This window comes from Staphylococcus sp. NAM3COL9, assembly GCF_001431205.1.
Lineage (GTDB): Bacteria > Bacillota > Bacilli > Staphylococcales > Staphylococcaceae > Staphylococcus.
Window position 1 is genome coordinate 125,741 of sequence record NZ_LGPC01000014.1, and the last position, 25,879, is coordinate 151,619.

A 25,879-nucleotide genomic window follows, 5' to 3' on the forward strand; every position below is an offset into this window, starting at 1 on the left:
CTGATAGGATAACAAATTTCGTTACAAATTAAATGTAATTACAAATAATAAAGTATCTCCTTTATTTGTAGAAGTATTCAAAAAGGCTTATAATATATCTAAGTAAGCTGATTATAAAAAATTGGTATATCCATGAAAGACGAAATATGATTTAACCACATTATATTTAATAACTTACATTGAAGAATTAATGATAAAATACATCTCGTTTTATCTTAATCCTCAATACAATTTTTACTAGAGGGGTATCATAAATGAAAAACTTAGTATTATTAGGTGGCGGCTATGGAAATATGCGTATCATGTCCCACATTTTACCATCTGCACTTCCTGAAAACTATTCGGTTACTTTAATTGACCGTATGCCTTACCACTGTTTAAAGCCAGAGTTTTATGAGTTGGCTGCTGGCACTAAATCTGATAAAGATGTTCGTATGAATTTTCCCGATTCTGATCGCATCAACAATGTTTTTGGTGAAATTAATGATATTGATTTAGACGATCAAATTATTTCAGTTGGCAATACGAAAGTAGATTATGATGAATTAGTGATTGGTTTAGGCTGTGAAGATAAGTATCACAGTGTTCCAGGTGCAGAAGAATATACTCATAGTATTCAAACGCTATCTAAATCTCGTGAGACTTTCCACCATTTAAGCGAATTACCAAATGGTGCCAAAGTAGGTATCGTTGGTGCTGGATTAAGTGGTATCGAATTAGCCAGTGAATTACGTGAAAGTCGTGAAGATTTAAAAATCTATCTCTATGACAGAGGCGAACGTGTTCTAAGCCGTTTTCCTGAAAAGTTAAGTCAATATATTGAAAATTGGTTTAAGAAAAATGACGTAACTGTAGTACCAAACTCTGATGTTAATCGTGTAGAACCAGGCCGTATCTATAATAATGATGTACCTGAAGAATTAGATTTAATCGTATGGACTGCAGGTATTCAACCTGTTGAAGTAGTAAGAAACCTTCCAATCGACATTAGTAAAGGTGGCCGTGTTATTTTAAATCAATATCACCAAGTGCCTACCTACAAAAACGTCTATGTGGTGGGTGACTGTGCAGAATTACCACATGCACCAAGTGCACAGCTCGCTGAAGCACAAGGTGATCAAATTGCTGATGTAATGAAATTACAATGGCAAGGCAAAGCACTTCCAGAAAAAATGCCAGAAATTAAAGTTCAAGGTTTCCTAGGCTCACTTGGAGATAAAAAAGGGTTTGCTTATATAATGGACCGAACTGTTACTGGCCGCTTGGCTTCTATTTTAAAATCAGGCGTACTGTGGTTATATAAATACCATAACGGTTAAATAGTCCTCTTTCCTCAAATTTACTATCATGAAAAGTAAATTTGAACAATAAAGCGCTTGAGACATCATTATTAGATGTCTCAAGCGCTTTTTACATTTTAAAACGTAATATTAATTTAAAAACTAAATAGAATTTACTTAATGTGAATCCATAAATTTCGTTATATCTTTTAATTGTACATAACCATCTGATACATATTCTTCATTTATAGTGACTAATGGGTAGAATAATTCATCTTCTTGAATGCGTTCAATGTACTGTTGGTCATGATCTGTTAAGTTCTCAGTATCTTTTTCAATATCAATGTATGTGAATTCAAACTGAACATCTGGATATTTCCTTTTTAACAATGTTTGTAACCAATCATAAGTATTGCGTGATGTTGGCGCATTAACACAACTTGCACAAACAATATCTGCACCATAAACGATTACACTAGCTTTATTCATTTTAACATTCCCCTTTTGTATCGATTGATAGATTTTTCCTTACATTTCTATTATAATAAAAAGATAAGCAGAATATGAAATAACTCACTTGAAAGGAGGCATTTCCATGCCAACCGAAAATGTAACAATGTTTGATCAAGTGGCAGAAGTAATTGAAAAACTGCGTCCCTTCTTACTACGTGATGGCGGTGACTGTTCACTTGTTGATGTAGAAGATGGAATTGTTAAACTACAATTACATGGCGCTTGTGGTACATGCCCTAGTTCAACAATCACTTTAAAAGCAGGTATTGAACGTGCTTTGCATGAAGAAGTACCAGGAGTAATCGAAGTAGAACAAGTATTCTAATTGATATATTCATATATAGATAACATCTAAAGATTAAGTTTCTTTCGAGCACTTTAACTAACTATTTCACTTTTACAATGCGAATAGTTTCAAAGCATAGGTAGGCTAAACGAATAACATCGTTTAGCTTTTTTTGTTTCACTAAAATTACAAGTGCTTTGATAGAGATGCATTCTCCGTCATAATATCAATTTTCTGACTGATTATACAATATTCCGGACTTTTTCACCGTTTATTGCTAGTGAATGTATCATAAAAATAAGTATAGGGAATAATTCAGACTAGAAAAAAGAATACAAGCACTACTTCTTCAATTATGAAGAAGTAGTGCTTTAAAAGCTTAATATAAACACATTTTCACTTCAGTCAACTATTCTGCAATATAAAAATAATTCTGAGAATCATTAATAAAGGCTAAGTCATTCTCGTAAGTGTTGATTAATTCTTTCACTTATATATACCCAACCTTTCCAGCCGATATGTACTGCATCACTTACAACATACGGTTCATAGTCTTTATCTGACATATCATAAGCATCCCCACCATGTTTTACAATTGTTTGATTGATTTTTTTATAAATACCTTGTCTTCTATGTTTATCAATACCAATATAATCATACCACTTACCATTAGAAGGCAAGATAATATATTCAACGTCAGCACCAGCTTCATTTAGTGTATCTACTAACAATGCTAAATCATTAAACTCTGGTGAGTTAATATTGAACTCATAATCTCTATTTATTTTACGTTTATGGTTTTTTATTAAATCCCAATATTCATCTCTAATACCAAACTCATTTGACTTTGTGCGTGCTTCACCATATTTTTCTGCCTGCTTTTCAATATCTTTCCATGACTGGCCTTCTTGAGTTACAGGTTTAACTTGCGATAGTGGAGAGGAAGTTAACGGAAACCTACCTTTTATTAATTCAATTTTTTTCAATTGATTATCTTTGAAAGATGAAATATAGGTATCATTAACATTTTTGGGTTGTTGCGCTATTTTTTCCAAATATGGTTTATTTTCAGCTTCTTTAAATTGTAACAACCTTTTAGCAAAACGTTGTTTAAGTTTAGAGCTTAAATTTTTTTGATTAAACAGTTGATTTAACTGTGCATGAGAAATACGTGCTTTATAATTTTCAGAGGTCAAACCATTATTAGTAAACCATTGTGGTGATACAATAAAGGCCATTTTTTTATCTTTAAGATTATCATATTGTGAACCAAGTTCTACAGCGTTAACCAAATCTGTTGAACCCCCTGTTCCAATTAAAAATGGTTTTTTAGAAATGTTTTTATTATCGTTTATTAATATAACTGGGTTAAAAGGATCATCTTTCTCGAGTTCACTTGAACCGTAAATTGGATAATATGCATTAGATTCATACATCTTATCTTGAATTAACGTTCCTTTTAACACTTGGTCTGATAAGGATATACGTTGTATTTCTAAAATTTTTGAATTAATTAATCCTGTAAACCAATTCACTGGTAGAGCTAAGAAAATTCCAAACAATATAAGACTTGCGATGATTGGTATAAATGGTTTTAATTTCATCTTAATTCTTCTAAAACCGCTACAATTTTATTTGGTGTTTCCCATTCGTCTCTATCAAAATCCATGATTGAAACCTCAATATCTAATTTGTTTTGTATTTCTAATAAAAGCCCCACTGTTTGAAATGAGTCTATTATACCTTCTTCAAATAACTCAACATCTGGATTTTCTTTAACGATACTATTTTCAGCTACTTCTTCTAATAAATCTAAAACTTGTTCTCTAAATTCCATAAAAATTCCTCCTATTTTTTAAAACAGTTTTCCAGAAAATATCAGAAAACCAAACGTCACAAAATGAAATGTGATAATGATACTTAACATTGTGGTAAATTGATTTTGCCATCGTGGGGGGTGATTTTTTCGCCACTTTTCATAATAACCATAGCTAATAAAGAGTCCCGCATGATACAAACCATATAAAATATAATGAAATTCAATACCATGCCACACACCCATGATTAAAAAGTTGAGTGAAAACGCAATATGCGACATCGTAAATTGACTTTTCAATAATTTTGTCTTTGACATAAAGAATAAAGATCTCATATATATACAATCTCTAAACCAAAACGATAATGACATATGCCATCTATTCCAAAAATCTTTAATATTTTTAGCTTTAAAAGGTTGCTTAAAGTTTTGAGGTGTTTGTATGCCATACAAATGGCTAAATGCAATGGCAAACAATGAATAACCTGCAAAATCAAAAAACAAATATAAACTATAGGCATACATATACAACCATTTTGCAGTAACGCTCGTAAAATTTAACATGAGTGGATTGATTGCATATGTTTGGATTAAGTAAGCAATAATATATTTATACAAAAATCCAAGCATTATAAAATGAATTGCTTTACCTAATAGTTCACAATAACGCTCACGATTAGGTATTTTATTATCATCTTTTACAAATCGTTTATAGCGATCGATTGGTCCTGATGAAATGGTTGGAAAGAATGAAATAAATTGTATGACTTTCCAAATTTTTATTTCTTTAATTGACCCGTCACGTATTTCCATCAATAATTGAACACTTTTAAAAGTTACATATGAAATACCTAAAAATCCTATAAATTCTATAACTTTATTTTCATGAAGTTTCAACTGCGCAGCTCCAAACCAAGAACTTTGCATCACTTTCACAATAATTAGCGGTAATATAGATAATGTAATTACCATAAAAAATTTACTAAATGTATTATTTTTAGCTCGAGATTTCCAATAATACATAATAATTACGACTTGCCAAATCGTATAGAGCAAAAAATTCATAACTTGAACACTTAAATAGTCCTGTCCAAATAAATTGTGTTTTTCAGATGAGAAAATAAGTAAAATCATTAACGCAGTGCTCACGCCATTATATATACGACTTCTTTTACCCATAAGACCAAGAATAATGACTGGTATTAATACGATAGTTGCTATGAAAAAAAACGTAAATGTGCCATATGGAATCATTATATTACATCCTCAGCAATTTTTTTACGATCTAATTTACCATTTACTGTTAAAGGTAATTTATCTTGAAATATAATTTTCCTTGGTATCATATATTCTGGTATATGCTGTTTTAATACATATTTAATGTCATGAATAGCTTCTTGTTCATTTTCAACACGTTCATCTTCATTTACTACAATTACAGCATTCAAATATATGACTTTATTGCCTTTATATATTGGCACTACTATAGCTTCCTTGATACACGCTATTTGACGTAATTGAAATTCTATTTCTTCTAATTCCATTCTGTAACCATTTAATTTAATTTGAAAATCTATGCGACCATTAATAAACCACTGCTCATCTTTTATTTCTGCTTTGTCACCAGTGTAGTAATATTTTTTATTATTATTTATTTTAAAAACTTCATTAGAACGATCCTTATCTTTCACGTATCCCTCGCTTACACACTTTCCAGAAATAACAAGTTCGCCTTTATCTGTCAGTGATAAAGATGTACCTGGTCTTGGCACACCTACTGGTAAAGGATTATATTGTTCAATTACTGATTCAGTAATCAATATGCTTGTAACAGCTACAGTTGCTTCTGTAGGACCATATGTATTGTATATATAAGCATTTGGAAAACGCTGTAATAACATTTGGGCAGTGCTATGCGCCAAAACTTCCCCACAAAAGAAAAATTCTTTTAAACTAGCATATGATGCCTCTGATAAATTAGGCAGCGTTAAACACATCTCCATAAAGGATGGCGTTGAAACCCATATATTTATTTTGGAGTGCTCCAGCATCTCATTTAATCGTTTAGGTTTATTAATCATCGTTTTATCTACTAAATTTAATGTGCCTGCGGTTGCTATACATGGATAAATAGCCATTACTGATAAATCAAATGAAAATGGCGCTTGATTCAACCATTGTTGCTTATGACCCAATACATTAAGGTCAACTATCCATTCAGTGAATTGATTTAAGCTTCCATAGCTTATTTGAACTCCTTTAGGGTCACCTGTAGAGCCAGATGTGAATATCGTATAAGCAATATCTTCACTTACCATTTTAGAATCAAATTGTTTCATGTTTAATGCGCTTGTCATCATACTCTGATCTATCACATCAATTTCCTTTATATTTATATTATTGTCAGTTGTATTGAATATAAATTGACCTTCTATTTTTTCAATAATGGACTGAATACGATCCTTAGGGATAGATGTATCGATTGGAACATAACCACAACCTGCTTTAATACTTGCTAACATTCCCACAATCATAAATGGAGACATGTGACCATATAAAATGATCGGTCGCCTGGATTCTTTAATAATCTCAGCAAGTATATTTGAATATTGGTTTAATTCTCGATACGTCAAGCTCTCATTATTATGTTGAATTGCTTTATGATCAGGGTGATTTTGGGCATTTTCAATTAGTGAATGTATAATATCTTTCATGCTTCTCTCCTCAGTTAAAATTCATTATAAATAAAGTTGTTATGGGTATCGCCAGTACCATATATGAGATATAACGCTATAAAAATAGAAAAATATAGCAGCGTTATTAGCCAAGGTTTTAACTTATGAAATAATGAATCTTGTTCTATTTTTTTACTCATTGTTCACCTCTTCTATACTAATTAGGACTACACTATAATAAAATTATGTAATAAATAAAAATTTATTAGTTAAAGAAATTTACATTGCATTAACATTTTACTAATATATTATACATTTTTTACCACAGCTTGACAATTGAATAAACAATTTTATATATAACAAAAATGTTATATTGAATTACGCATAAAAAAAGTGGCATTCATTTTTTATAATCAATTCAAAATTGAGTACAAAAAACTGCTAATAAAGTCTTTGACTTTATTAGCAGTTCTGAAAAAGATGTGATTTAATTTTATGAAATCGGTGTTTTAGCATTTTTATGACTTAACACTAAACGTATATTATCTACACAAAGTTGAATCATGCGATTTCTCGTTACTACAGATGCACTACCAATATGTGGTAAGATAACTGCATTTTTCATTGATAACAATGGATGCGTCATATCAATCGGTTCTTGACGTAAGACATCCAAGCCACATGCAGCAATTTCTCCATCTTGTAAAGCATTAACAAGTGCTTGCTCATCAACAACTGCGCCTCGGCCAATGTTAATGAATATCGCATCATTTTTCATCTTTTTAAATGCAGCAGTATTAAATTTATTTCTTGTATCTTCAGTAAGTGGCGCTGTACAAATAATAAAATCACTATGCTCAAGTAATGTATCAAACGGTACATATAAAGCGCCTAATGCTTCTTCAGCGTCTTTATGTCTTGACCTATTGTGATACAAAATATTTGCATTAAATCCTTTCAAGCGTCTCGCAAAGGCTTTACCAATATCACCCATGCCATAGATACCTACCTTGGCATTATATAAATCTTTACCTGCCAAAAGATATGGACCCCAACTTTGCCACTCACCTCTTTGTACGTATTGCTCCGCTTCAACAATGCGTCTTGCTACGGTCAACATCAAAGTAAAGCCTAGCTCTGCTGTTGTCTCAGTTAACACGCCAGGCGTATTCGTAACAACTATCCCTTTACTTTGTACAAGTTGTACATCTATATTATCGAAACCAACTGCCATATTTGCAATCACTTTCAAATGAGGTGCTGCTTCTATAACTTCTTCGTCAATTTTTTCACTTAAAGTTATAAGACAAGCAGTTGCATCCTTTAAAGATGCTAAAAATTTATCTCTTGGCATTGGTGTATAAGATTCATTCCAAACTTCAACATCCGCAAGTGTTTCTAATTGTTCTATAAATGACTTAGGTATTTTTCTACTAACGACTATTTTATTCATACAATCACCCCTACATTTTGAGTTCTTTGATCACTTCATTCAAATCTTTAAACGTATAAGTCGGAGGTATTTCTTTTAGTACGATTTGTTCCTTAGTTGTGACGCCAGTTTGTACATGTATCGTGTCAACGTTCACATTAATTCCTGAAAGTATATCTGTATCATATAAATCTCCAACCATAGCTACTTCTGAGCGCTCTAAATCTAAAATTTCTAATGCCTTTTTCATAATAATAGGTTCCGGTTTACCAATAAATGTCGGTTGAACACCTGTGGATACTGTTACAACACTTGTAATAGCACCGTTACCTGGTAAAAAACCTCGTTCTTTAGGTATAGATACATCCTGATTCGTTGATATAAATTTCGCACCATTGCGTACACCTAATGTTGCAGTAGTTAACTTTTCATATGTTACCGCTTCATCTAATCCAATTACTACGTAATCAACAAACTCATCGTCTTTCAGTATTAATCCATGACTTGTTAGTGCTTTTTCAAGTCCGCTACCACCTAACATATAAACAGTAGCACCTGGAGATTCTTCTGAAATGTATTCAGCAGTTGCAAGTGCTGAAGTAACTACTTCGTCAGCCTTTGCATCTACACCCATTGTATGTAATTTTGTAGCTACTTCTTCTGGTTCTTTCGTAGAATTGTTCGTTACATATAAATGTGGAATTTGTTGTTGGTTTAAATATTCTATAAATTGCGTTGCACCATCAATAGTTTCATTACCTTTATACATCGTGCCATCTAAATCAATAAGATAAGCTTTGTAATTTTTCATTAATACTTACTCTCCTTTTTTACCAAAAGCTGTAACTGGCACATCTTCACTTTTTAGAAAACGTATGACTTCTTCAATGAATTGTTGATAATAAGGCACCGTCTCATCAAAAAGTGGTATAAGACTGGCCGTATCAAGTTCATCATAATAGTGGACGAATTGTTTTCTTACATCGACCGTTTCATTGATGTGAACTTGTGTGTCTTTAGAAATCACTTTTTCTAATTCTAAAATATCGATAACATCTTTATAGTTACCTGGATCTCTTAATATAAAACCATCAATAACCATATTTCCAATATCTACAGCAGACTCTATAAACATTTGTGCAATACGTTCAAATGCATAGTGATTATCTTTACTTTGAGGATAATCTGTAATTAATTGTTGTAAATAATTTAACTTTGTATTCAATTTTTCTTTATTAACAAAATACATCATCGTCACCCCTATCACTCTAATCATACCATACCTTTGCAGTCGAATTCATTTATCGTTATACTGTGAATTAAGACTTTTTAACCACAAAATCATAAATCAACTACTGCATTATATTATAAGTCACACACTACGAGGAGTGTAATAAAATGATTGATATGTATCTATATGACGACGATGAATCAGCTCAAGTCCAATTTGTCGGTTTTGTAGGCGAACATAGTCGTTACGATTTAATGTTAGTCCAAACCAATCGCCATTTTGGCAAAACTATCGTATTAAATATGCAAACAAATAAATTCGGGATTATTGGCACAGATGATTTAGAAGAAGAAGGTTACATCTCATACATACTTGGTGTTAATGAAGATGAAGGAAATGAAATCACCGAATATCTAAATGAAATCATCCAATAGTTATAGACTATTAACAAACTTCATTGTTATCTTTATATCACCTTTTCATATGAGACACTTGAGGAAAAAAGCGAGTCAAAGACTACATACTCACTCCATATTCCTGAGCATGCATAACCAAAATCAAAATATTATAAAATAGAAAAAGAACTCATCCGTAAATTTTAGCGAATGAGTTCTTTTTTACATCGGAAGATTTATGTTCTGCTCCCTTTTTATTAATCAACATTTATTTTTCTGTATCTTGAATACTCGGCTTAATTTTTACGTCTTGCAATTTATTTTCTTCAAAATCAGGATCAATCTCTTCAGTTTCATCTACATATTCTTTAAGTTCTTGTTCCGGAATACGTCTCAAGATAAAATATGGGCAACCAAAATTACAGTATTCTAATAAATAATCTTGTATTGTCGAAAAACGTTTGCTCAACTCTGCTTTTTTATTTTTATCAGTATAAAAACCTTTTAATCTTAATTGTTCATAACCAAAGTCACCTACAATATAATCATACTTATCTAATATGTCAGAATAACGATTTGCGAATGTTTCCTCGTCAAAACATTCTCTATACTCTTCCATGATTTCAAAGTAGTGTTCATTCACTTTTATCATTTCATTCACCTAATCTAAGTATACTATCCATACCTTCAATGATCACAAAACTGTTACAGTCTGCCTCATCTATGTATATATACTTTATATTTCTAATAAAGACTTAGTCCATAAAGTGAAGCTAAATTAAGCACACTTAACAAATGAACTAAGTCTTTTTTTACTATTAAATCTTTGTATCAGTACCCAATTTTTCTTCACCAATACGATGTTTTTCTTTTGCAGCTGCGTTCACTTGTTCATCCGCATGATATGAGCTTCTTACAAGCGGACCAGCTTGGCAATGTTTAAAACCTTTATCCATCGCAATTTTTCTTAATTTACCAAATTCTAATGGCGTATAGTATTTTTCAACTTTTAAGTGTTTACGTGAAGGTTGTAAATATTGACCAATTGTTAAAATATCTACATCGTTTGCACGTAAGTCATCCATTGTTTCATAAATTTCTTCGTGTGTTTCACCTAAACCTACCATTAAACTTGATTTAGTTGGAATATCGGGTTGTAACTCTTTTGAGCGTCTTAAGAACTCTAACGTACGGTCATACGTTGCTCTTGCACGAACTGTCGGCGTTAATCGGCGGACTGTCTCGATATTGTGGTTTAAAATATCTGGTTTTGAAGCCATTAATGTTTCTAATGCTTCAAAATCTCCACCCATATCTGATGGCAAGATTTCTATTGAAGTAAAAGGATTACGTTCGCGTACTTTACGTACCGTCTCAGCATAAACATTTGAACCAGCATCTCTTAAATCATCGCGTGCTACTGCTGTTATAACAACATGTTTTAAGTTCATTAATTCAACAGATTCAGCCACACGTTCTGGCTCATCTAAATCTAACTCATTAGGCAATCCTGTCTTAACTGCACAGAAACGACAAGCACGTGTACAAACCGCGCCTAAGATCATAAATGTAGCAGTACGACGTTCCCCCCAACATTCATGTATATTAGGGCACTTTGCCTCTTCACAAACTGTATGCAAATTCTTTTCACGCATCATTTTCTTTAGACCAGTGTAGTTCTCGTTAGTGTTTAGCTTTATTTTCAGCCAATCTGGTTTACGTAAAATTTCTTCATTTTTAGTAGCCATATCCGCACAATCCTCCTGAGTTTGAAATCTGTCCTCATTATAACGAAATTCCCATTAAATTTAAACGTATAATGTTACTTTTTAATATTCTAGTAATTTTTCTTTAAAAATATCTCTTAAGAATTCAGGCATTAAGTAATCTATGGACGCATCTTTTAACATTGGGAAGTAACGACCAAATGTGTACATATCAACTGTCCCTATGATGTAAGTCGCTTCATTCTCAATTTCTTCACCATTAATAAAGTAACGTGATTCAGATTCAATAAACCCTAAATTATATAATATATATCCTCCAAATATATCACCTCTAAAACCTAAACCCTGTGCATGCTCATGAATATATTCTTGTTTCTGACTTTTTATTATAACGTTTTTCAGTTCTTGACCACTTAGTTTAATTCGTACTGCATTAATTGGATGAGGCAACATCTGGTGAATATCATATTCAGTGACTTCATCAGCAATGACACCTCTAACGATTAAACCGGCATTGATAATCGTACAGTCAGCATTCGTAAATTCAAATATACTTTCAGCTAGCATATGCGTCGTTTGCGTTATAACATCTGTTCTACGTGGTAGCTCTATTGGTCGATCAATAATAGGATCACTTAAAAGTGCTTTACCTTCAGCTTCAAAATCTGTTTCAACTTCTGGTAAAGTTTCAACCGGATATATCGTAGCTTCTTTTTTAACAACTTGTTTATTTTCAATTTCAAGCGTAACCTCGCCTAAAAAATTGCCGTATTTTCCTGCTGCTGCCATTAATACACCATTATTGATTTCACCATTTTCAAAATAATGATGGGTATGACTACCTAAAATAAGGTCGATTTCAGGGATTTCCTGGCATAATTTTTCATCGAAGAAAACACCAACGTGACTCATGATAATTAATAAATCATACTCACCTTCATTAGCACTAATTTCATCTTTAATTGCTTCTAAGGGATTCGTTACTATCCAATCAAGCGCTCTATAAAAAGGTGTGAATGGTGCAGTAGCTGCAATAAATAAAATGCGTACACCATCTATAACTTTAATTAAAGATGGTGATATATGATTCGGTAATTGACCTTGCTCATCAAAAACATTTGCACATGTCACTTCGAAATTCGCATCATCATAAAGTGTATTTAAAGCTTCATGTGAAATTGTCATACCTTCATTATTTCCTATCGTGGCAATATCACACTGCGCTCTATTTAATAATTCAACATTTTTTATACCCATCGTTGCCTCAGTAACTGGCGCTGATAAATCAACATGGTCCCCAACATCTAAATAAAGTGAGGGATGAGCTCCTTTCGGTCTATCTTCAGCTAAATATTTTGAAATTCGTGCATATTCATGTAAATGACTATGTATATCATTTGTATGATAAATCGTTAGTTTCATCTATACTTTCCCTCCTCTTACTTTATAGGAATGATTTTATTATTAAATATATACCCATAATTAACATAAATGTACGTAATAAAAATACCACTGTATCTGATTTTATAGATTGATTCACTTTCACGCCTAGTTTAGCGCCAAAATAACTCGCAATAATTAGAACGATAGCATACGACCATGCGACATTACCTTGTGCAATGTGTCCTGCCGAACTCATTATACTAGTAAAAAATATCATCATCATACTTGTACCAACTGCCACATGAGGCGGGAACCTAAATACAATAAGCATTAATGGTGTCATCAATGCACCGCCACCAATGCCGAATAATCCAGTTAAAGTACCAATAAATAGTGTCGCAATAAATGCTACTAGCGGCGGCACACTATAATGATATTTTTTACCAGTACCGTCGACATAACTGCGCTCATATTGGGGTTTATCAAATATTTTAAATGGTTTAATCTTATTTCTTATAATAAGTAAGATAGCTACAATGATTAGGAATATACCGAAATATAAATTAAAGGATTCTAACGTCAAATAGCGACTTAGTAGAGCTCCAACTAAAGAACCAGGCAACAAGCCAAACAAAAATATTGATCCATTTTTCACATCTACTTGCTTTGTTTTTAAATAATCTAACGTTGAAATTAAACCCGTCATTATTAAAATAACGGAAGATGTTCCTATAGCGATTTGAGGCGTAATACCTTGTAAAAGGTTATTTTCTACCCCAAGATATATCAATGTAGGCACGATGATTATGCCGCCACCAATGCCCACAATAGAACCTAAAATTGCTGATAACCCACCAATTAAAATCAGTAATATAATTGTTAACATGTAATCTCTCCTAGAATAATTTTAATTGTTGCGGTGCTAACCCTTGATAATCAATACCTAATATTTTTTGATAAGTTTTTGCATTTTGAGCAGCATGGCCACCTGAATTATTATTAAAAACAACATAAATGTTTTTAGCTTTGTGTTCTAGTACTTTGACTTTATTTATTAAACTTGTTAACTCTTGGTCATTGTAATCGTATAAATACCTTACATCTCTCCATGCTTCATCGGTCATATCTTTTTTAGTCCAGCCGTGAACGTTTCTTCCATGATATCTAACAAATGCAGTTTCATGCGTAATTCGATTAACTAATGGAATCGAACCTTGACCTGCTTGTGGTTCATCACACACGGCATGAATTATTTGTTGCTGCGTTAGAAAAGCTAATGTTTCTTCTTTATACGAGTCATTAAACCATGATTGATTACGAAATTCTACACACATAGGAAATGCTTTTAATTGCTCACGAATATAGCGTATATATGTAATATTTTGAACTGTACAATCAAACCATGGTGGAAATTGTACTAATACCATAGCAAGTTTATTTTCGTCTTTTAATGGTTGTAACATCGTTTTAAATTGATTAAATAAGATTTGTCTAGTTTCTGCATAATCATGATAATCAGCATGTAAAGTTAATGCTTGATGTATCTTTACAATAAATTCAAAACGCTCAGGTGTTTCTCTTATCCATTTTCGTATATTTCTTTCAGGTTGAATTGCATAATAAGTAGCATCTAATTCTACTACCGGGAAATGACTAGCATATGTCACTAGTTTATCTGTTTTTCGCTGCAGGTCTTCATATAATGAATCATGATCTCCCCAACCCGTTAATCCAATATTTATCATAGTATCACCAATGTAATGATACCATATATGTTTTATTGTATTCACTTGATTAAATTTAATTTGCTATAACTTTAAAGAATAAAAGATTACTATAAAATACAGAGTTCACTTAGCCTATTTTACTAATTCAAATATTATAGAAAAACGATTGCTCATAATGTAAGGATACGAGCAATCGTTTAACGTAAGTCATCTATGTTAATAATACAATAATTCAACTATTCAATAGTGTTTTTGTTTCATTCATTATACGTTGGATTAACAATGTAGCAGAAACATTTTGAGCAAGTCGTGGGCTTTGACCGCTCCATAAATGTGTCCACTGTGCCTCACCTTTTTGAGCTGCTGCTTTGCGAATCGCACTCGTTAACTGGTGTTGTATTGGATAATCCGGTATATCATCGTCATATTCATTCATTTTATGGATAAAATCATTATCAATACCTCGAGCGGGCTTTCCAGTAAATACATTAGTGACCACAGTATCTGTTTCTTTACTTTGTTGTATCATATTTTTATATAGTGATGATGCGCCACTTTCTTCAGTAGTTAAAAAGGCAGTTCCCATTTGAATTGCTTCTGCACCTAAAACTATACTTGCCACAAGCCCGCGACCGTCCATAATACCGCCGGACGCAATAATTGGTATATCAATTGCATCAGCAATCTGAGGAACAAGTGACATCGTTCCAATTAATGGCGTCTGATTACTTCCAGCCACAGTAAACGAACCTCTATGACCACCTGCTTCACTACCTTGTGCAATAATAGCATCTACCCCTGCACTTTCATTAGCAATCGCTTCATCTACAGATGTTGCGGTACCAACAATGGTTATATCCCTTTCTTTTAATTTTGCAATAGTTGTTTGATCAGGTATGCCGAATGTAAAGGAAACCACCGGTACGCCTTTTTCAATAACAATATCAATTGCATGATTAAATTGATGCGTTTCATCCATATTTAATACTGGTTCTTCAATGTTAAACGCACGCCGGTAAGGTTTTAACCAAGCATTCATATGTTCTACCTTATCTGGAATATATAATTTTTGACTAGGTACAAACAAATTAACTGCATAAGGTAAATCAGTTAGTTGCTGTACATAGGTAATTTCTTGTTCGAGTCTTTCAGGTTTGAAATAACCTGCACCGATACTGCCTAACCCTCCACTATTACTTACAGATGCTACTAATTCAGGTGTTGTGTTACCTGCCATGCCTGCTTGCAAAATCGGAAATCTAATACCTAAAATTCCAGTCATCCTTGATGATAATTTCATTTAGCACGCCCCCTTTTCAATACTTAACTGTAAAATGAGATAAAAATGTTATTAAGTGTGTTATTTCTTGTTGTATATTTTCATTTGTTCTTTGATTTTTTCATTTTCTTCTTCGTCCATTTCATCTTCGATTTCCATACCTAACATTTCTTCAATAAGATCTTCATAAGATACAATCGCATCTGTGCCACCGTATTCATCTAATACAATTGCCAAATGTTTATGCAATACAGTCATTTTTCTTAACACCCACTCAGCCTTATTGTGCTCGTTTACAAATAAAGCCTCAGACGTATATTGTAAAATATTGTTACCAGTCTCACGGCTCCAAGCTAATAAATATTTCGAATGGAAAATACCAATAACATTATCTATATCTTCATCGTACACGGGATAGCGGGTATATGGGTTTGAAACAACTGTGTCATAAGTTTCTTTATAGGATACATCTGATGAAAATGCTGTAACATTTATTCGAGGCGTCGTATCAATATCTTTAATTTTTAATTTTTCAAAATCCATAACACCTTGTATACGGTTACGTTCCATTTCATTAAATGCACCTTCACTACCGGCAATCGAAACCATCTGTCTGATTTCCTCTTTTGAAAATCGTTGCTGGTCTTCATTTCCTTTAGAAAGAAACTTATTTATTGCATCAGTCATACCATTTAAGATTAACGTTATTGGTTTAAACATAACTATGAAGAATGAAATCGGTGTATAAACTAAACGTGAAATTCTATCAGGATATGTAGCGGCAATCGATTTAGGAATAACTTCAGAAATAACAATAATTGTTACTGTTGTCACAGCCGTTGCAATACTAACACTCACGCCTAAATCTACAGCTAAAATTGTTATTAATGTTGGTAAGACAATATTTGCTATGTTATTACCAATAAGAATCGTAGTAATGAATTCACTTGGTTTAACTAATAGTTGTGATAATTTTTTAGACTTTTTATCGCCTTTTTCGGCTTCTGTTTGCATCTTCATCCTATTGGCAGCCGTCAATGCGGTTTCACTGCCTGAAAAGAAAAATGAAGCAAACAAAAGTATGATTATCGCTATAATCATATATGCATTACTCCTTTAGTATAATTTATAATAAAAAAATTTATAATTTGTACATCAATTCCCTTCTTTCAAAATTTATAAACGTTACAAAAGGATTAGTATTTTGAATCATCTCATTGTTATACGTTATCTAAATTAACTTTTAAATAAGTTAATTATCAAACTCCAATTTCATATTAGCAGGATAGAAAATTGATTATTATTTGTACAGAAAAGGTTCAGACCAGCGAAGAGAAAATATCAGTACAATCCAATATGGTACTAGCTATAGATAAAAAAAGTGCCCGACCCATTCATATGGCTAGGCACTTGATTTCTTATCCTTCTTGAAATTCGTCAAACCATCACTCTTTTAATGATGACCGCATCGTAAATATCTTACTGTGATTGTTAACGCTGGTAGCACTTTTTTTTATTTTTCCAATATGGAAGCTTTTAATTTTCTATAGTTATGCATAAATAGAAAAGCTATCTAAAAAAGCACGAGATGATACGCATGCTTCGATAACATTTAAAGAATAAATGGTATTGAATTCGTATCTCTCGTGCTTTTATTTTATAAGAAATTATTGAATCAGTAGCTAAGACTAGCCAATTGATCCTTCCATTTCGAATTTGATTAAACGGTTCATTTCAACAGCATATTCCATTGGAAGTTCTTTTGTAAATGGTTCAATGAAGCCCATTACAATCATTTCAGTCGCTTCTTCTTCTGAAATACCACGACTCATTAAATAGAATAATTGTTCTTCTGAAACTTTAGATACTTTTGCCTCATGTTCTAACGAAATATTGTCATTAAATACTTCATTATATGGAATAGTATCTGAAGTAGACTCATTATCTAAAATTAAAGTATCACATTCGATGTTTGAACGTGCGCCTTTTGCTTTACGGCCAAAATGCACAATACCACGATAAACAACTTTACCGCCATCTTTAGAAATAGATTTAGAAACAATTGTAGAAGATGTGTTTGGCGCTTTGTGAATCATTTTCGCCCCAGCATCTTGTACTTGTCCTTTACCAGCAAATGCAATAGATAACGTACTACCTTTAGCACCTTCACCTAAAAGTACACAGTTTGGATATTTCATAGTTAATTTAGAACCTAAGTTACCATCAACCCATTCCATATTACCATTCTCATATACTAAAGTACGTTTTGTAACTAAGTTATATACGTTGTTCGCCCAGTTTTGAATCGTTGTATAACGCACATGTGCATCTTTGTGTACAATGATTTCAACAACAGCTGAGTGTAACGAGCTTGTTGAGTAAACTGGTGCCGTACAACCTTCTACATAGTTCACAGATGAGCCTTCATCAGCAATGATTAAAGTACGCTCAAATTGGCCCATATTTTCAGAGTTAATACGGAAATAAGCTTGTAAAGGTGTATCTAATTTAATGTTTTTTGGAACATAAATAAATGATCCACCTGACCAAACAGCTGAGTTTAACGCTGAGAATTTATTATCTGCAGCAGGTACTACTGTTGAGAAATACTGTCTGAATAAATCTTCGTTTTCTCTTAAAGCGCTGTCTGTATCTTTAAAGATGATACCTTGGTCTTCAAGTTCTTTCTCCATATTGTGATAAACAACTTCTGATTCATATTGTGCTGAAACACCAGCAAGATATTTTTGCTCAGCGTCAGGAATACCTAATTTATCAAACGTACGTTTAATTTCTTCAGGCACTTCATCCCATGAGCGTTCTGTATTTTCTGATGGTTTAACATAATAAGTGATATCATCAAAGTTTAATTCTGATAAATCCCCGCCCCATTGTGGCATAGGCATTTTGTAGAATTGTTTTAATGATTTTAATCTATAATTAAGCATCCATTCAGGTTCACTTTTCATATTCGATATTTCGCGGACAATATTCTCTGTTAAACCGCGTTCTGATCTAAAAATGGAAACATCTTCGTCGTGGAAACCGTATTGATAAGTCCCAACATCAGGTGCTTTTTTAGCCATTTAAATCACTCCTTTTATATATTAAAAACGACTTACGTGCAAGTTCATTTAATGTATTATTCTCTTTTAATTGTCTGCTATAAGAATAATGATTTCATCTATATACGTTCATGAAATTCATGTTGTTCATACTAGTTTGAATGGGATTTTACAGAATGTCAATGCTTCGACTCGAATTAGTCTTCTGCATTACCTTCCTTTTCAACTGTACCCTTTTCTAAGGCTTTCCAAGCTAACGTGGCACATTTAATTCTTGCTGGAAATTGTGAAACACCTTGCAGTGCTTCGATATCTCCCATGTCTTCGCTGATTTCATAATCTTCGCCAAGCATCATTTTTGAGAATTCTTGACTCATTTTCATGGCATCAGCTAAAGAATTGCCTTTAACCGCTTCGGTCATCATTGAGGCGCTAGACATTGAAATTGAACAGCCTTCTCCATCAAATTTAGCATCTTTGATAAAACCATCTTCTATATCAAACGTAAGATGAATACGATCCCCACACGTTGGATTGTTCATATCTACCGTCATAGAGCCATTATCTAAAGTACCTTTGTTCCTAGGGCTTTTATAATGATCCATAATTACTGAACGATACAACTGATTTAAATTATTAAAATTCATATGAGAAAAACTCCTTCGTTTGTTTCAACGCTTCAACTAATTGGTCAATATCTTCTTTCGTGTTATAAATATAAAAACTTGCGCGGGCTGTAGAAGATTGTTTTAACCATTTCATTAGTGGTTGAGCACAGTGATGCCCTGCACGAACAGCTACACCTTCAGTATCAACTGCAGTTGCAACGTCATGCGCATGAACATCAGTCATATTGAAAGTAATGATACCAGCACGACGATCTTTTGCTGGACCATATATCTCGATACCTTCTATTTCTGACATTTTGTCATAAGCGTACTGTGTTAAGGTCGCTTCATGTTGATGAATCGCTTCGAATCCTAAATTTTGTAAATATTTTATAGCCTCTGCAAAGCCAATCGCTTGGGCAATAAGTGGCGTACCTGCTTCGAATTTTGTTGGTAAGTCTGCCCATGAAGCTTCATATTTATCAACAAAATCAATCATATCTCCACCAAATTCAACTGGCTCCATGTTATTTAGCAATGTACGTTTACCATATAAAACACCAACACCTGTTGGACCAAGCATTTTATGACCACTAAAACTATAAAAATCAACACCTAAGTCTTGCATATCTATATCCATATGAGGGGCAGCTTGCGCACCATCCACACTGATAATTGCACCATGTTCATGCGCAATTTCGGTAATAGCTTTGATATCGTTTATAGTGCCCAATACGTTAGAAACGTGAGCAATAGCAACTATTTTTGTTTTTTCATTAATAGTCGCTTTAACATCCTCAATCGCTAATTCTCCATCTTCAGTTAAAGGAATAAATTTCAATTCTGCTTTTTTACGCTTCGCTAATTGCTGCCAAGGTACAATATTGGCGTGATGTTCCATTTCAGTAACAACAATTTCATCACCTTCAGTAACATTCGCATCGCCATAGCTATGTGCAACAATATTAATCGCTGCTGTTGTTCCACGTGTGAAGATAATTTCTTCAAAGTATTTCGCATTTATAAAACGTCTTACCGTTTCACGTGCATTTTCATAGCCATCTGTTGCTAATGAACCGAGTGTGTGAACACCACGATGCACATTAGAGTTATATCGTTTGTAGTAATCATCAATCGCATCAATCACTTGGATAGGCGTTTGGCTTGTCGCTGTAGAGTCTAGGTAAGCTAGTCTATTACCATGTACTTGTTGTTTAAGAATTGGAAAATCCTTTATAATTTCACTAACATTTAATGATTCGGTCAAATTATCCACAGACCTTTCTTAATTAAAAATCTATAATCAGACCTTAGTAAAGTTAGGAAGACTACTTTAAATTCAAATTTAAAACGTACTTAACAAGAATCATTCGCTTCCTAACACTTGAATTACTACTGTCCTTAGTATGATTAATTTCGTTAATTATTTATTAATTTTAAGTTCAATTACTTCACGTAATTTGCGTTTCACATCTTCAATCGGTAGTTCACGTACGACTGGATCTAAGAAACCGTGAATAACTAAACGTTCAGCTTCTCGACGTGAAATACCACGACTCATCAGGTAGTAAAGTTGTTCTGGGTCAACACGACCTACTGATGCTGCATGTCCTGCTTCTACGTCATCTTCATCTATTAATAGAATTGGGTTCGCATCTCCACGTGCGTTTTCAGAAAGCATTAGTACACGTGATTCTTGTTGAGCGTTTGCTTTAGTACCACCATGTTTAATGTAACCTATACCATTAAATATCGTTGAAGCACTTTCTAACATAACGCCGTGTTTTAAAATATATCCATTTGTTTCTTTACCATATTGTACGATTTTAGAGGTTAAATTGATTTTTTGGCTGCCCGTACCAATGACAACAGATTTCAATTCACTTTCTGAGCGATCACCAATTAAATTAGTAGTATTATCAATAATTTGACTACCTTCATTCATTAGTCCTAATGCCCAGTTAATTGTTGCGTCTGTTTCTGTCATACCACGACGAATAATGTGACCAGTAAAGCCTTTGTCTAAATAATCTACTGAACCATAAGTGATTTTCGAGTTTGCAGCAGCACTTACTTCTGAAACGATATTAAGCTGGTTACCTTCACCACTTACATTTGATAAGTAGTTTTCAACATACGTTACTTCTGCACTTTCTTCAGTAGTAATGATAACGTGATTATAGAAACTTGCATTCGCATCGTCATGTAAAACGACGTATTGAATTGGATGTTCAACCACTACATTCTTAGGTACATATACAAACATGCCACCATTAACAAGTGCTGTGTGCAATGCTGTTAATCTATGTTCATCAACAGTTACTGTGTCATTCATAAAGTATTTTTTTACTAAATCAGGATGATTCTTCAACGCATCTGATAACCCTTCAATGATTACGCCATCGTTTTTTGCAGAATCAGAAACCTTTGTAAAAGCAAGTGTATTATTGTGTTGTATTACTAAGTTCTCTGTATTTTCTACATCAATAATTTCTTTCACTTCTGCAGGTAGTTCTTCTAGTGATTCATAAACATTACCTACTGTTTCATGTTGTTTAAATGAATCAAAATCCCATTTGTTAATTTTTGTTTTATCAGGTTTTGGCATTTCTAAAGTTCCAGTTAATTTCAACGCTTCTCTACGTAATTCAGTTACCCAAGAAGGTTCATTGTGGGCTTGTGAATATTCAACAAGTTGAGCTTCAGAAATGTTCAAAGTTTCAGTCGTCATACTATTTTTTCCTCCCATTTGATGATTGTATGATTTAATTCATTGGTATAAATCAAAACCTTAAATCTTCATCTAAATTAATGTTTTCATATGATTTGAGACTTATTATTAAGCGTTGAACTCTTCTTTAACCCATTCATAGCCTTCTTCTTCTAAACGTTTTGCTAATTCAGGTCCACCTGAAGTAACCACTTTACCCGCATACATAACATGTACATGGTCTGGAGTAATGTAATTTAATAGACGTTGATAGTGAGTAATAATTAATGCACCGAATTCTTCGCCACGCATTAAATTGATACCTTTAGATACTACTTTTAGTGCATCGATATCTAAACCTGAGTCAATTTCATCTAAAATTGCAAATTTTGGTTCTAACATCATTAATTGAAGAATTTCATTACGTTTTTTCTCTCCGCCAGAGAATCCTTCGTTTAAATAACGTTGCGCCATATCTTGATCGATATCTAAACGATCCATTTCTTTATCTAATTTTTTGATGAATTGCATCAAATTAATTTCATTACCTTCTCCACGTTTAACATTAATTGCTGAACGTAGAAAATCTGCAGTTGTTACACCAGTGATTTCTGATGGATATTGCATTGCTAAGAAAAGGCCTGCTTTTGCACGTTCGTCAACTTCTAGTTCTAATATGTTAACGCCGTCTAATAAAACTTCACCTTTCGTTACTTCGTAGCTAGGGTGTCCCATGATTGCTGATGATAATGTTGATTTACCAGTACCATTTGGTCCCATTACAACGTGTATTTCATCTGTGTTAATTGTTAAGTTAACACCTTTAAGAATTTCTTTATCTTCAATAGACACATGTAGGTCCTTAATTTCTAATGTTGATGGCATACATATTCCCTCCGTATTATATGATATGTTTTTCTTATCTAGTTTATAATAATTTTAATCTACAGTCAAAAGACTGAGCCTTTGTTACATCTTCTAATTATAACGTAGTTATATTTGAATATAAACCTTTTCAGGAGCTAAATTAAAATCGTTATTAAAACACAATCATTTTCGATAGGGATTCTCTGGTTTTCGTAACTGATAATAATAGGATCATTGTTCTCAATGCCTACAATCTTTTAAAATAAGAGTCACTGTTCATTTATATGTGATAAGCAATTTTTTTCTACTTTGGTTTTAATATTCTCATACTCACTTTTATGCTATTATCATTTATGTATTTTCAATTAAAAGGAGACTATCATGTCAAAAATAAAATGGTCAAATATTGTGAAGGGTTTTGCTATGGGAACAACTGATTTAGTTCCGGGAGTGAGTGGAGGTACTATTGCCCTCTTACTTGGTATTTATGACGACTTCATTCGTTCTATTAGCGGGCTTTTTTCTAAACGCTTTTTGGAAAGTTTAAAATTTTTAATACCCATTGGTTTAGGGATGGTCCTAGCTATAGGCTTATTAAGCAAAGTTATCAATTACTTACTTAATGAACATACAGTACCTACAATGTTCTTTTTTGTTGGCTTAATTGCAGGTATCATTCCATATTTATTAAAAACTTCTCGCTTTAAACAAACTTTTAATATTAAACACTATTCACTTATAGCTTTAGGCATCATTATAATTGTTGTCATTACTTTATTGAATAATGGCGATAAGCATGCAAGCGCAACACTAGAGCTCTCAACTGGCCTTTTTATTAAATATTTTATTGCTGGTGCGTGTGCCTCTAGTGCTATGTTGCTTCCAGGTATATCAGGGTCATTTATGTTATTAGTGTTTGGAGTATACGGCACAGTAATGCATGCGCTCTCAGAATTTATTTCGCTAAACTTTAATGCCGTTCCTGTATTAATTTCTGTTGGATTAGGCGTTATTGCTGGTTTCTTATTTTCTAGTAAAATCATCCAACACTTACTGACTTACCATACTTACTTAACCTATGCATTAATTATTGGTTTCGTAGTAGGTTCGCTTTATGCCGTATTTCCTGGCCTCCCGAATTCTGTTTTATTATGGATTATTTCAATCATAACGCTAATTTGCGGCTTTATTATTAGTTATAAATTAGGAAGCACTACAAAAGATTAAAATTGAAACATACGTTTGATCCGCCGTCGATATTGCTCGATGACATTTTTAAAAGTCTTTTTCACAAAGTTTCCAGTGGCACAAAAAATAAATTCATTTTATTAAAAATGTATAAATCTTGATAGTGGATAACTACACTTATTTTTTATATAATCAACTTTCAATCATTTTTAGATTGAATCAGAAAATATTGGAGGAATTAATTAATATTTGGGAACCCTTATTAGTTTAATCACGTTTATCATTTTATTAATACTTACTGCATTCTTTGTCGCTTCAGAGTTCGCAATAGTCAAAGTTCGAGCATCGAGAATCCACTCGCTTGCAACAGGTAATAACAAAAATGCACTTTCAGCACAAAAGGTAGTAACACACTTAGATGAATACTTAGCCGCCTGTCAATTAGGTATTACAATTACCGCTCTCGGCATCGGTATGGTCGGCGAATCAACTTTTGAGTTTATGTTACACCCGCTTTTCAGTAGTTTAGGTTTATCAAATTCGATGATACATGTCTTCACTTTAATTGGCGCTTTCGTAATTGCAACCTATTTACACGTTGTAGTCGGCGAAATGGCACCCAAGACAGTCGCGATTCAAAAAGCCGAACAAATTACATTAATCATAGCTAAACCGATGATCATGTTTTACAAATTATTTTATCCATTTATATATATACTTAATGGTTCAGCACGATTAATTTTAAAAATGTTTGGTATGCAGCCTGCTAAAGAAAGTGAACTCTATCATTCCGAAGAAGAATTAAAATTATTGATTAAAGAAAGTCATGAAGGCGGAGAAATCTCTGAAAATGAATTAACACATATTAATCGTGCATTTGCTTTTGATGAAATGACAATTAAAGATGGTTATATTGCTCTCTACAAAGTTTCAGTTATTGATATTAAAAGTGATGTAGATGAAACAAAAGCTTATATAAATAATGCGAATTACACAAGATTCCCCGTATTTAGAGATAATCCAACTCAAATTGTTGGCTATATACATGCTAAGGACTTTTTAAATGATGATTTAACGACACTTGAAGATATTACAAACGATATTCTAAAAGTAAGTCTTAATACTAAGTATCATTATGTACTAGAGCTGATGAAAACACATCAAATCCACATTGCACTTGTCGAAGATAAAAATCGTAATCCAATTGGTATGATTACCATGGAAAATATTTTAGAAAATATAGTAGGTGACATTAAAGATGAGCATGATTTAGTCTAAATATAATCTTTAATTAAAACAGTATTTCAAACGTAGACAAACCACCGATGAAGTTAAGCGACTTTGTCGGTGGTTTTTGCTGTAGTTTTTAAGTATAATCTTATTATTTTATATGTCCGAGTCGTTTGGCTAAGACACGGTTACAGCCTTTCATATTGAAGAATGCTTCAAGCACTAAATGAGTACTACCTGTTCAAGCGTCTTGTTAGAATCAAGATAAAGGCCTAAAACAAAATAACCCGAAAGTATATGTCCCATTACTTTTAAACCATTTAATGATATAAAAGCATCACATAACCTCCGAGCTATTAAATAAAATATCAACAGCGAAAGTGATATTTTAGTGGTTTTATATATAATCCATACATAAACCTTCTATTATTATAGAAAGTTTACTATTCATTTGTTAGTTCTCCCAT

Annotated in this window: 25 protein-coding genes and 1 pseudogene; 5 read left to right on the forward strand and 21 right to left on the reverse strand. The window is 32.8% G+C overall.

Going from position 1 to position 25,879, the window contains the following annotated elements; translation table 11 throughout:
- Positions 1 to 254: 254 nt before the first annotated feature.
- The gene (locus ACA31_RS07675) at positions 255 to 1,319 is read left to right on the forward strand and encodes an NAD(P)/FAD-dependent oxidoreductase (RefSeq protein ID WP_057512744.1); all 1,065 of its coding nucleotides are present in this window, start codon (positions 255 to 257) and stop codon (positions 1,317 to 1,319) included.
- Between the two features lie 138 nt (positions 1,320 to 1,457).
- Here ACA31_RS07675 and ACA31_RS07680 read toward each other — a convergent pair whose 3' ends face one another.
- On the reverse strand, positions 1,458 to 1,769 hold the full coding sequence (locus ACA31_RS07680; RefSeq protein WP_057512745.1) for a YuzD family protein: 312 nt from the start codon (positions 1,767 to 1,769) through the stop codon (positions 1,458 to 1,460).
- 106 nt (positions 1,770 to 1,875) lie between these two features.
- On the opposite strand from ACA31_RS07680, the gene ACA31_RS07685 reads away from it, so the two are divergent.
- Positions 1,876 to 2,118, forward strand: coding sequence for a NifU family protein (locus ACA31_RS07685; RefSeq protein ID WP_002483816.1), 243 nt, complete (start codon positions 1,876 to 1,878; stop codon positions 2,116 to 2,118).
- A 419-nt stretch (positions 2,119 to 2,537) separates the two neighbouring features.
- On the opposite strand, the gene dltD is transcribed toward ACA31_RS07685, so the two are convergent.
- The 8 genes from dltD to ACA31_RS07725 form a co-directional block, all read right to left on the reverse strand.
- The gene (gene dltD / locus ACA31_RS07690) at positions 2,538 to 3,683 is read right to left on the reverse strand and encodes a D-alanyl-lipoteichoic acid biosynthesis protein DltD (protein WP_057512746.1); all 1,146 of its coding nucleotides are present in this window, start codon (positions 3,681 to 3,683) and stop codon (positions 2,538 to 2,540) included.
- On the reverse strand, positions 3,680 to 3,916 hold the full coding sequence (gene dltC / locus ACA31_RS07695; protein ID WP_057512747.1) for a D-alanine--poly(phosphoribitol) ligase subunit 2: 237 nt from the start codon (positions 3,914 to 3,916) through the stop codon (positions 3,680 to 3,682). The genes dltD and dltC overlap by 4 nt, the downstream gene beginning before the upstream one ends.
- Before the next feature lie 18 nt (positions 3,917 to 3,934).
- The gene (gene dltB / locus ACA31_RS07700; protein WP_057512748.1) at positions 3,935 to 5,149 is read right to left on the reverse strand and encodes a D-alanyl-lipoteichoic acid biosynthesis protein DltB; all 1,215 of its coding nucleotides are present in this window, start codon (positions 5,147 to 5,149) and stop codon (positions 3,935 to 3,937) included.
- Positions 5,149 to 6,609, reverse strand: a complete 1,461-nt coding sequence (dltA, locus tag ACA31_RS07705) for a D-alanine--poly(phosphoribitol) ligase subunit DltA (RefSeq protein ID WP_057512749.1) — start codon at positions 6,607 to 6,609, stop codon at positions 5,149 to 5,151. The genes dltB and dltA overlap by 1 nt, the downstream gene beginning before the upstream one ends.
- Positions 6,610 to 6,623: 14 nt before the next feature.
- Entirely contained in the window at positions 6,624 to 6,770 is a 147-nt protein-coding gene (locus ACA31_RS07710) for a teichoic acid D-Ala incorporation-associated protein DltX (RefSeq protein WP_057512750.1), read from the reverse strand.
- Between the two features lie 293 nt (positions 6,771 to 7,063).
- The gene (locus tag ACA31_RS07715) at positions 7,064 to 8,023 is read right to left on the reverse strand and encodes a 2-hydroxyacid dehydrogenase (RefSeq protein WP_057512751.1); all 960 of its coding nucleotides are present in this window, start codon (positions 8,021 to 8,023) and stop codon (positions 7,064 to 7,066) included.
- Positions 8,024 to 8,033: 10 nt separating this feature from the next.
- Positions 8,034 to 8,813 (reverse strand): TIGR01457 family HAD-type hydrolase, encoded by a 780-nt coding sequence (locus ACA31_RS07720; RefSeq protein ID WP_057512752.1) that lies wholly within the window; start codon positions 8,811 to 8,813, stop codon positions 8,034 to 8,036.
- A gap of 6 nt (positions 8,814 to 8,819) precedes the next feature.
- Positions 8,820 to 9,251, reverse strand: a complete 432-nt coding sequence (locus ACA31_RS07725; protein ID WP_057512753.1) for a DUF86 domain-containing protein — start codon at positions 9,249 to 9,251, stop codon at positions 8,820 to 8,822.
- A gap of 149 nt (positions 9,252 to 9,400) precedes the next feature.
- On the opposite strand from ACA31_RS07725, the gene ACA31_RS07730 reads away from it, so the two are divergent.
- The gene (locus ACA31_RS07730; protein ID WP_057512754.1) at positions 9,401 to 9,667 is read left to right on the forward strand and encodes a DUF3055 domain-containing protein; all 267 of its coding nucleotides are present in this window, start codon (positions 9,401 to 9,403) and stop codon (positions 9,665 to 9,667) included.
- A 229-nt stretch (positions 9,668 to 9,896) separates the two neighbouring features.
- Here the strand turns inward: ACA31_RS07730 and ACA31_RS07735 are convergent, their stop codons facing one another.
- From ACA31_RS07735 to sufC, 12 genes and pseudogenes are all read right to left on the reverse strand, one after another.
- Positions 9,897 to 10,280: a YutD family protein gene (locus ACA31_RS07735; RefSeq protein ID WP_057512755.1), complete on the reverse strand. Its 384-nt coding sequence runs from the start codon at positions 10,278 to 10,280 to the stop codon at positions 9,897 to 9,899.
- Between the two features lie 166 nt (positions 10,281 to 10,446).
- Positions 10,447 to 11,385 (reverse strand): annotated as a pseudogene (gene lipA, locus ACA31_RS07740) (lipoyl synthase); the annotation flags it as partial.
- A gap of 72 nt (positions 11,386 to 11,457) precedes the next feature.
- Complete coding sequence (locus ACA31_RS07745) at positions 11,458 to 12,777, reverse strand: bifunctional metallophosphatase/5'-nucleotidase (RefSeq protein WP_057512757.1); 1,320 nt, start codon at positions 12,775 to 12,777, stop codon at positions 11,458 to 11,460.
- Positions 12,778 to 12,799: 22 nt separating this feature from the next.
- Complete coding sequence (locus ACA31_RS07750) at positions 12,800 to 13,624, reverse strand: sulfite exporter TauE/SafE family protein (RefSeq protein WP_057512758.1); 825 nt, start codon at positions 13,622 to 13,624, stop codon at positions 12,800 to 12,802.
- Between the two features lie 10 nt (positions 13,625 to 13,634).
- A complete protein-coding gene (locus ACA31_RS07755; RefSeq protein WP_057512759.1) occupies positions 13,635 to 14,483 on the reverse strand; it encodes a DUF72 domain-containing protein in 849 nt (282 codons plus the stop codon).
- A gap of 214 nt (positions 14,484 to 14,697) precedes the next feature.
- Entirely contained in the window at positions 14,698 to 15,765 is a 1,068-nt protein-coding gene (locus ACA31_RS07760) for an NAD(P)H-dependent flavin oxidoreductase (RefSeq protein WP_057512760.1), read from the reverse strand.
- 60 nt (positions 15,766 to 15,825) lie between these two features.
- On the reverse strand, positions 15,826 to 16,845 hold the full coding sequence (locus ACA31_RS07765; protein WP_057512761.1) for a hemolysin family protein: 1,020 nt from the start codon (positions 16,843 to 16,845) through the stop codon (positions 15,826 to 15,828).
- 587 nt (positions 16,846 to 17,432) lie between these two features.
- Entirely contained in the window at positions 17,433 to 18,830 is a 1,398-nt protein-coding gene (gene sufB, locus ACA31_RS07770) for a Fe-S cluster assembly protein SufB (protein WP_057512762.1), read from the reverse strand.
- 176 nt (positions 18,831 to 19,006) lie between these two features.
- The gene (gene sufU, locus ACA31_RS07775; protein WP_056935400.1) at positions 19,007 to 19,456 is read right to left on the reverse strand and encodes a Fe-S cluster assembly sulfur transfer protein SufU; all 450 of its coding nucleotides are present in this window, start codon (positions 19,454 to 19,456) and stop codon (positions 19,007 to 19,009) included.
- Positions 19,446 to 20,684, reverse strand: a complete 1,239-nt coding sequence (locus tag ACA31_RS07780; protein WP_057513010.1) for a cysteine desulfurase — start codon at positions 20,682 to 20,684, stop codon at positions 19,446 to 19,448. The genes sufU and ACA31_RS07780 overlap by 11 nt, the downstream gene beginning before the upstream one ends.
- A gap of 156 nt (positions 20,685 to 20,840) precedes the next feature.
- Positions 20,841 to 22,148 carry a Fe-S cluster assembly protein SufD gene (sufD, locus tag ACA31_RS07785; RefSeq protein WP_057512763.1) on the reverse strand — a complete coding sequence of 436 codons (1,308 nt, stop codon included), beginning with the start codon at positions 22,146 to 22,148 and terminating at the stop codon, positions 20,841 to 20,843.
- A 108-nt stretch (positions 22,149 to 22,256) separates the two neighbouring features.
- Entirely contained in the window at positions 22,257 to 23,012 is a 756-nt protein-coding gene (sufC, locus tag ACA31_RS07790; RefSeq protein WP_057512764.1) for a Fe-S cluster assembly ATPase SufC, read from the reverse strand.
- A gap of 363 nt (positions 23,013 to 23,375) precedes the next feature.
- Between sufC and ACA31_RS07795 the strand changes: the two genes are divergently transcribed.
- Positions 23,376 to 24,221, forward strand: a complete 846-nt coding sequence (locus ACA31_RS07795) for a DUF368 domain-containing protein (protein ID WP_057512765.1) — start codon at positions 23,376 to 23,378, stop codon at positions 24,219 to 24,221.
- Positions 24,222 to 24,431: 210 nt separating this feature from the next.
- Positions 24,432 to 25,460 (forward strand): hemolysin family protein, encoded by a 1,029-nt coding sequence (locus ACA31_RS07800; protein ID WP_057512766.1) that lies wholly within the window; start codon positions 24,432 to 24,434, stop codon positions 25,458 to 25,460.
- The last annotated feature ends 419 nt before the right edge of the window (positions 25,461 to 25,879 follow it).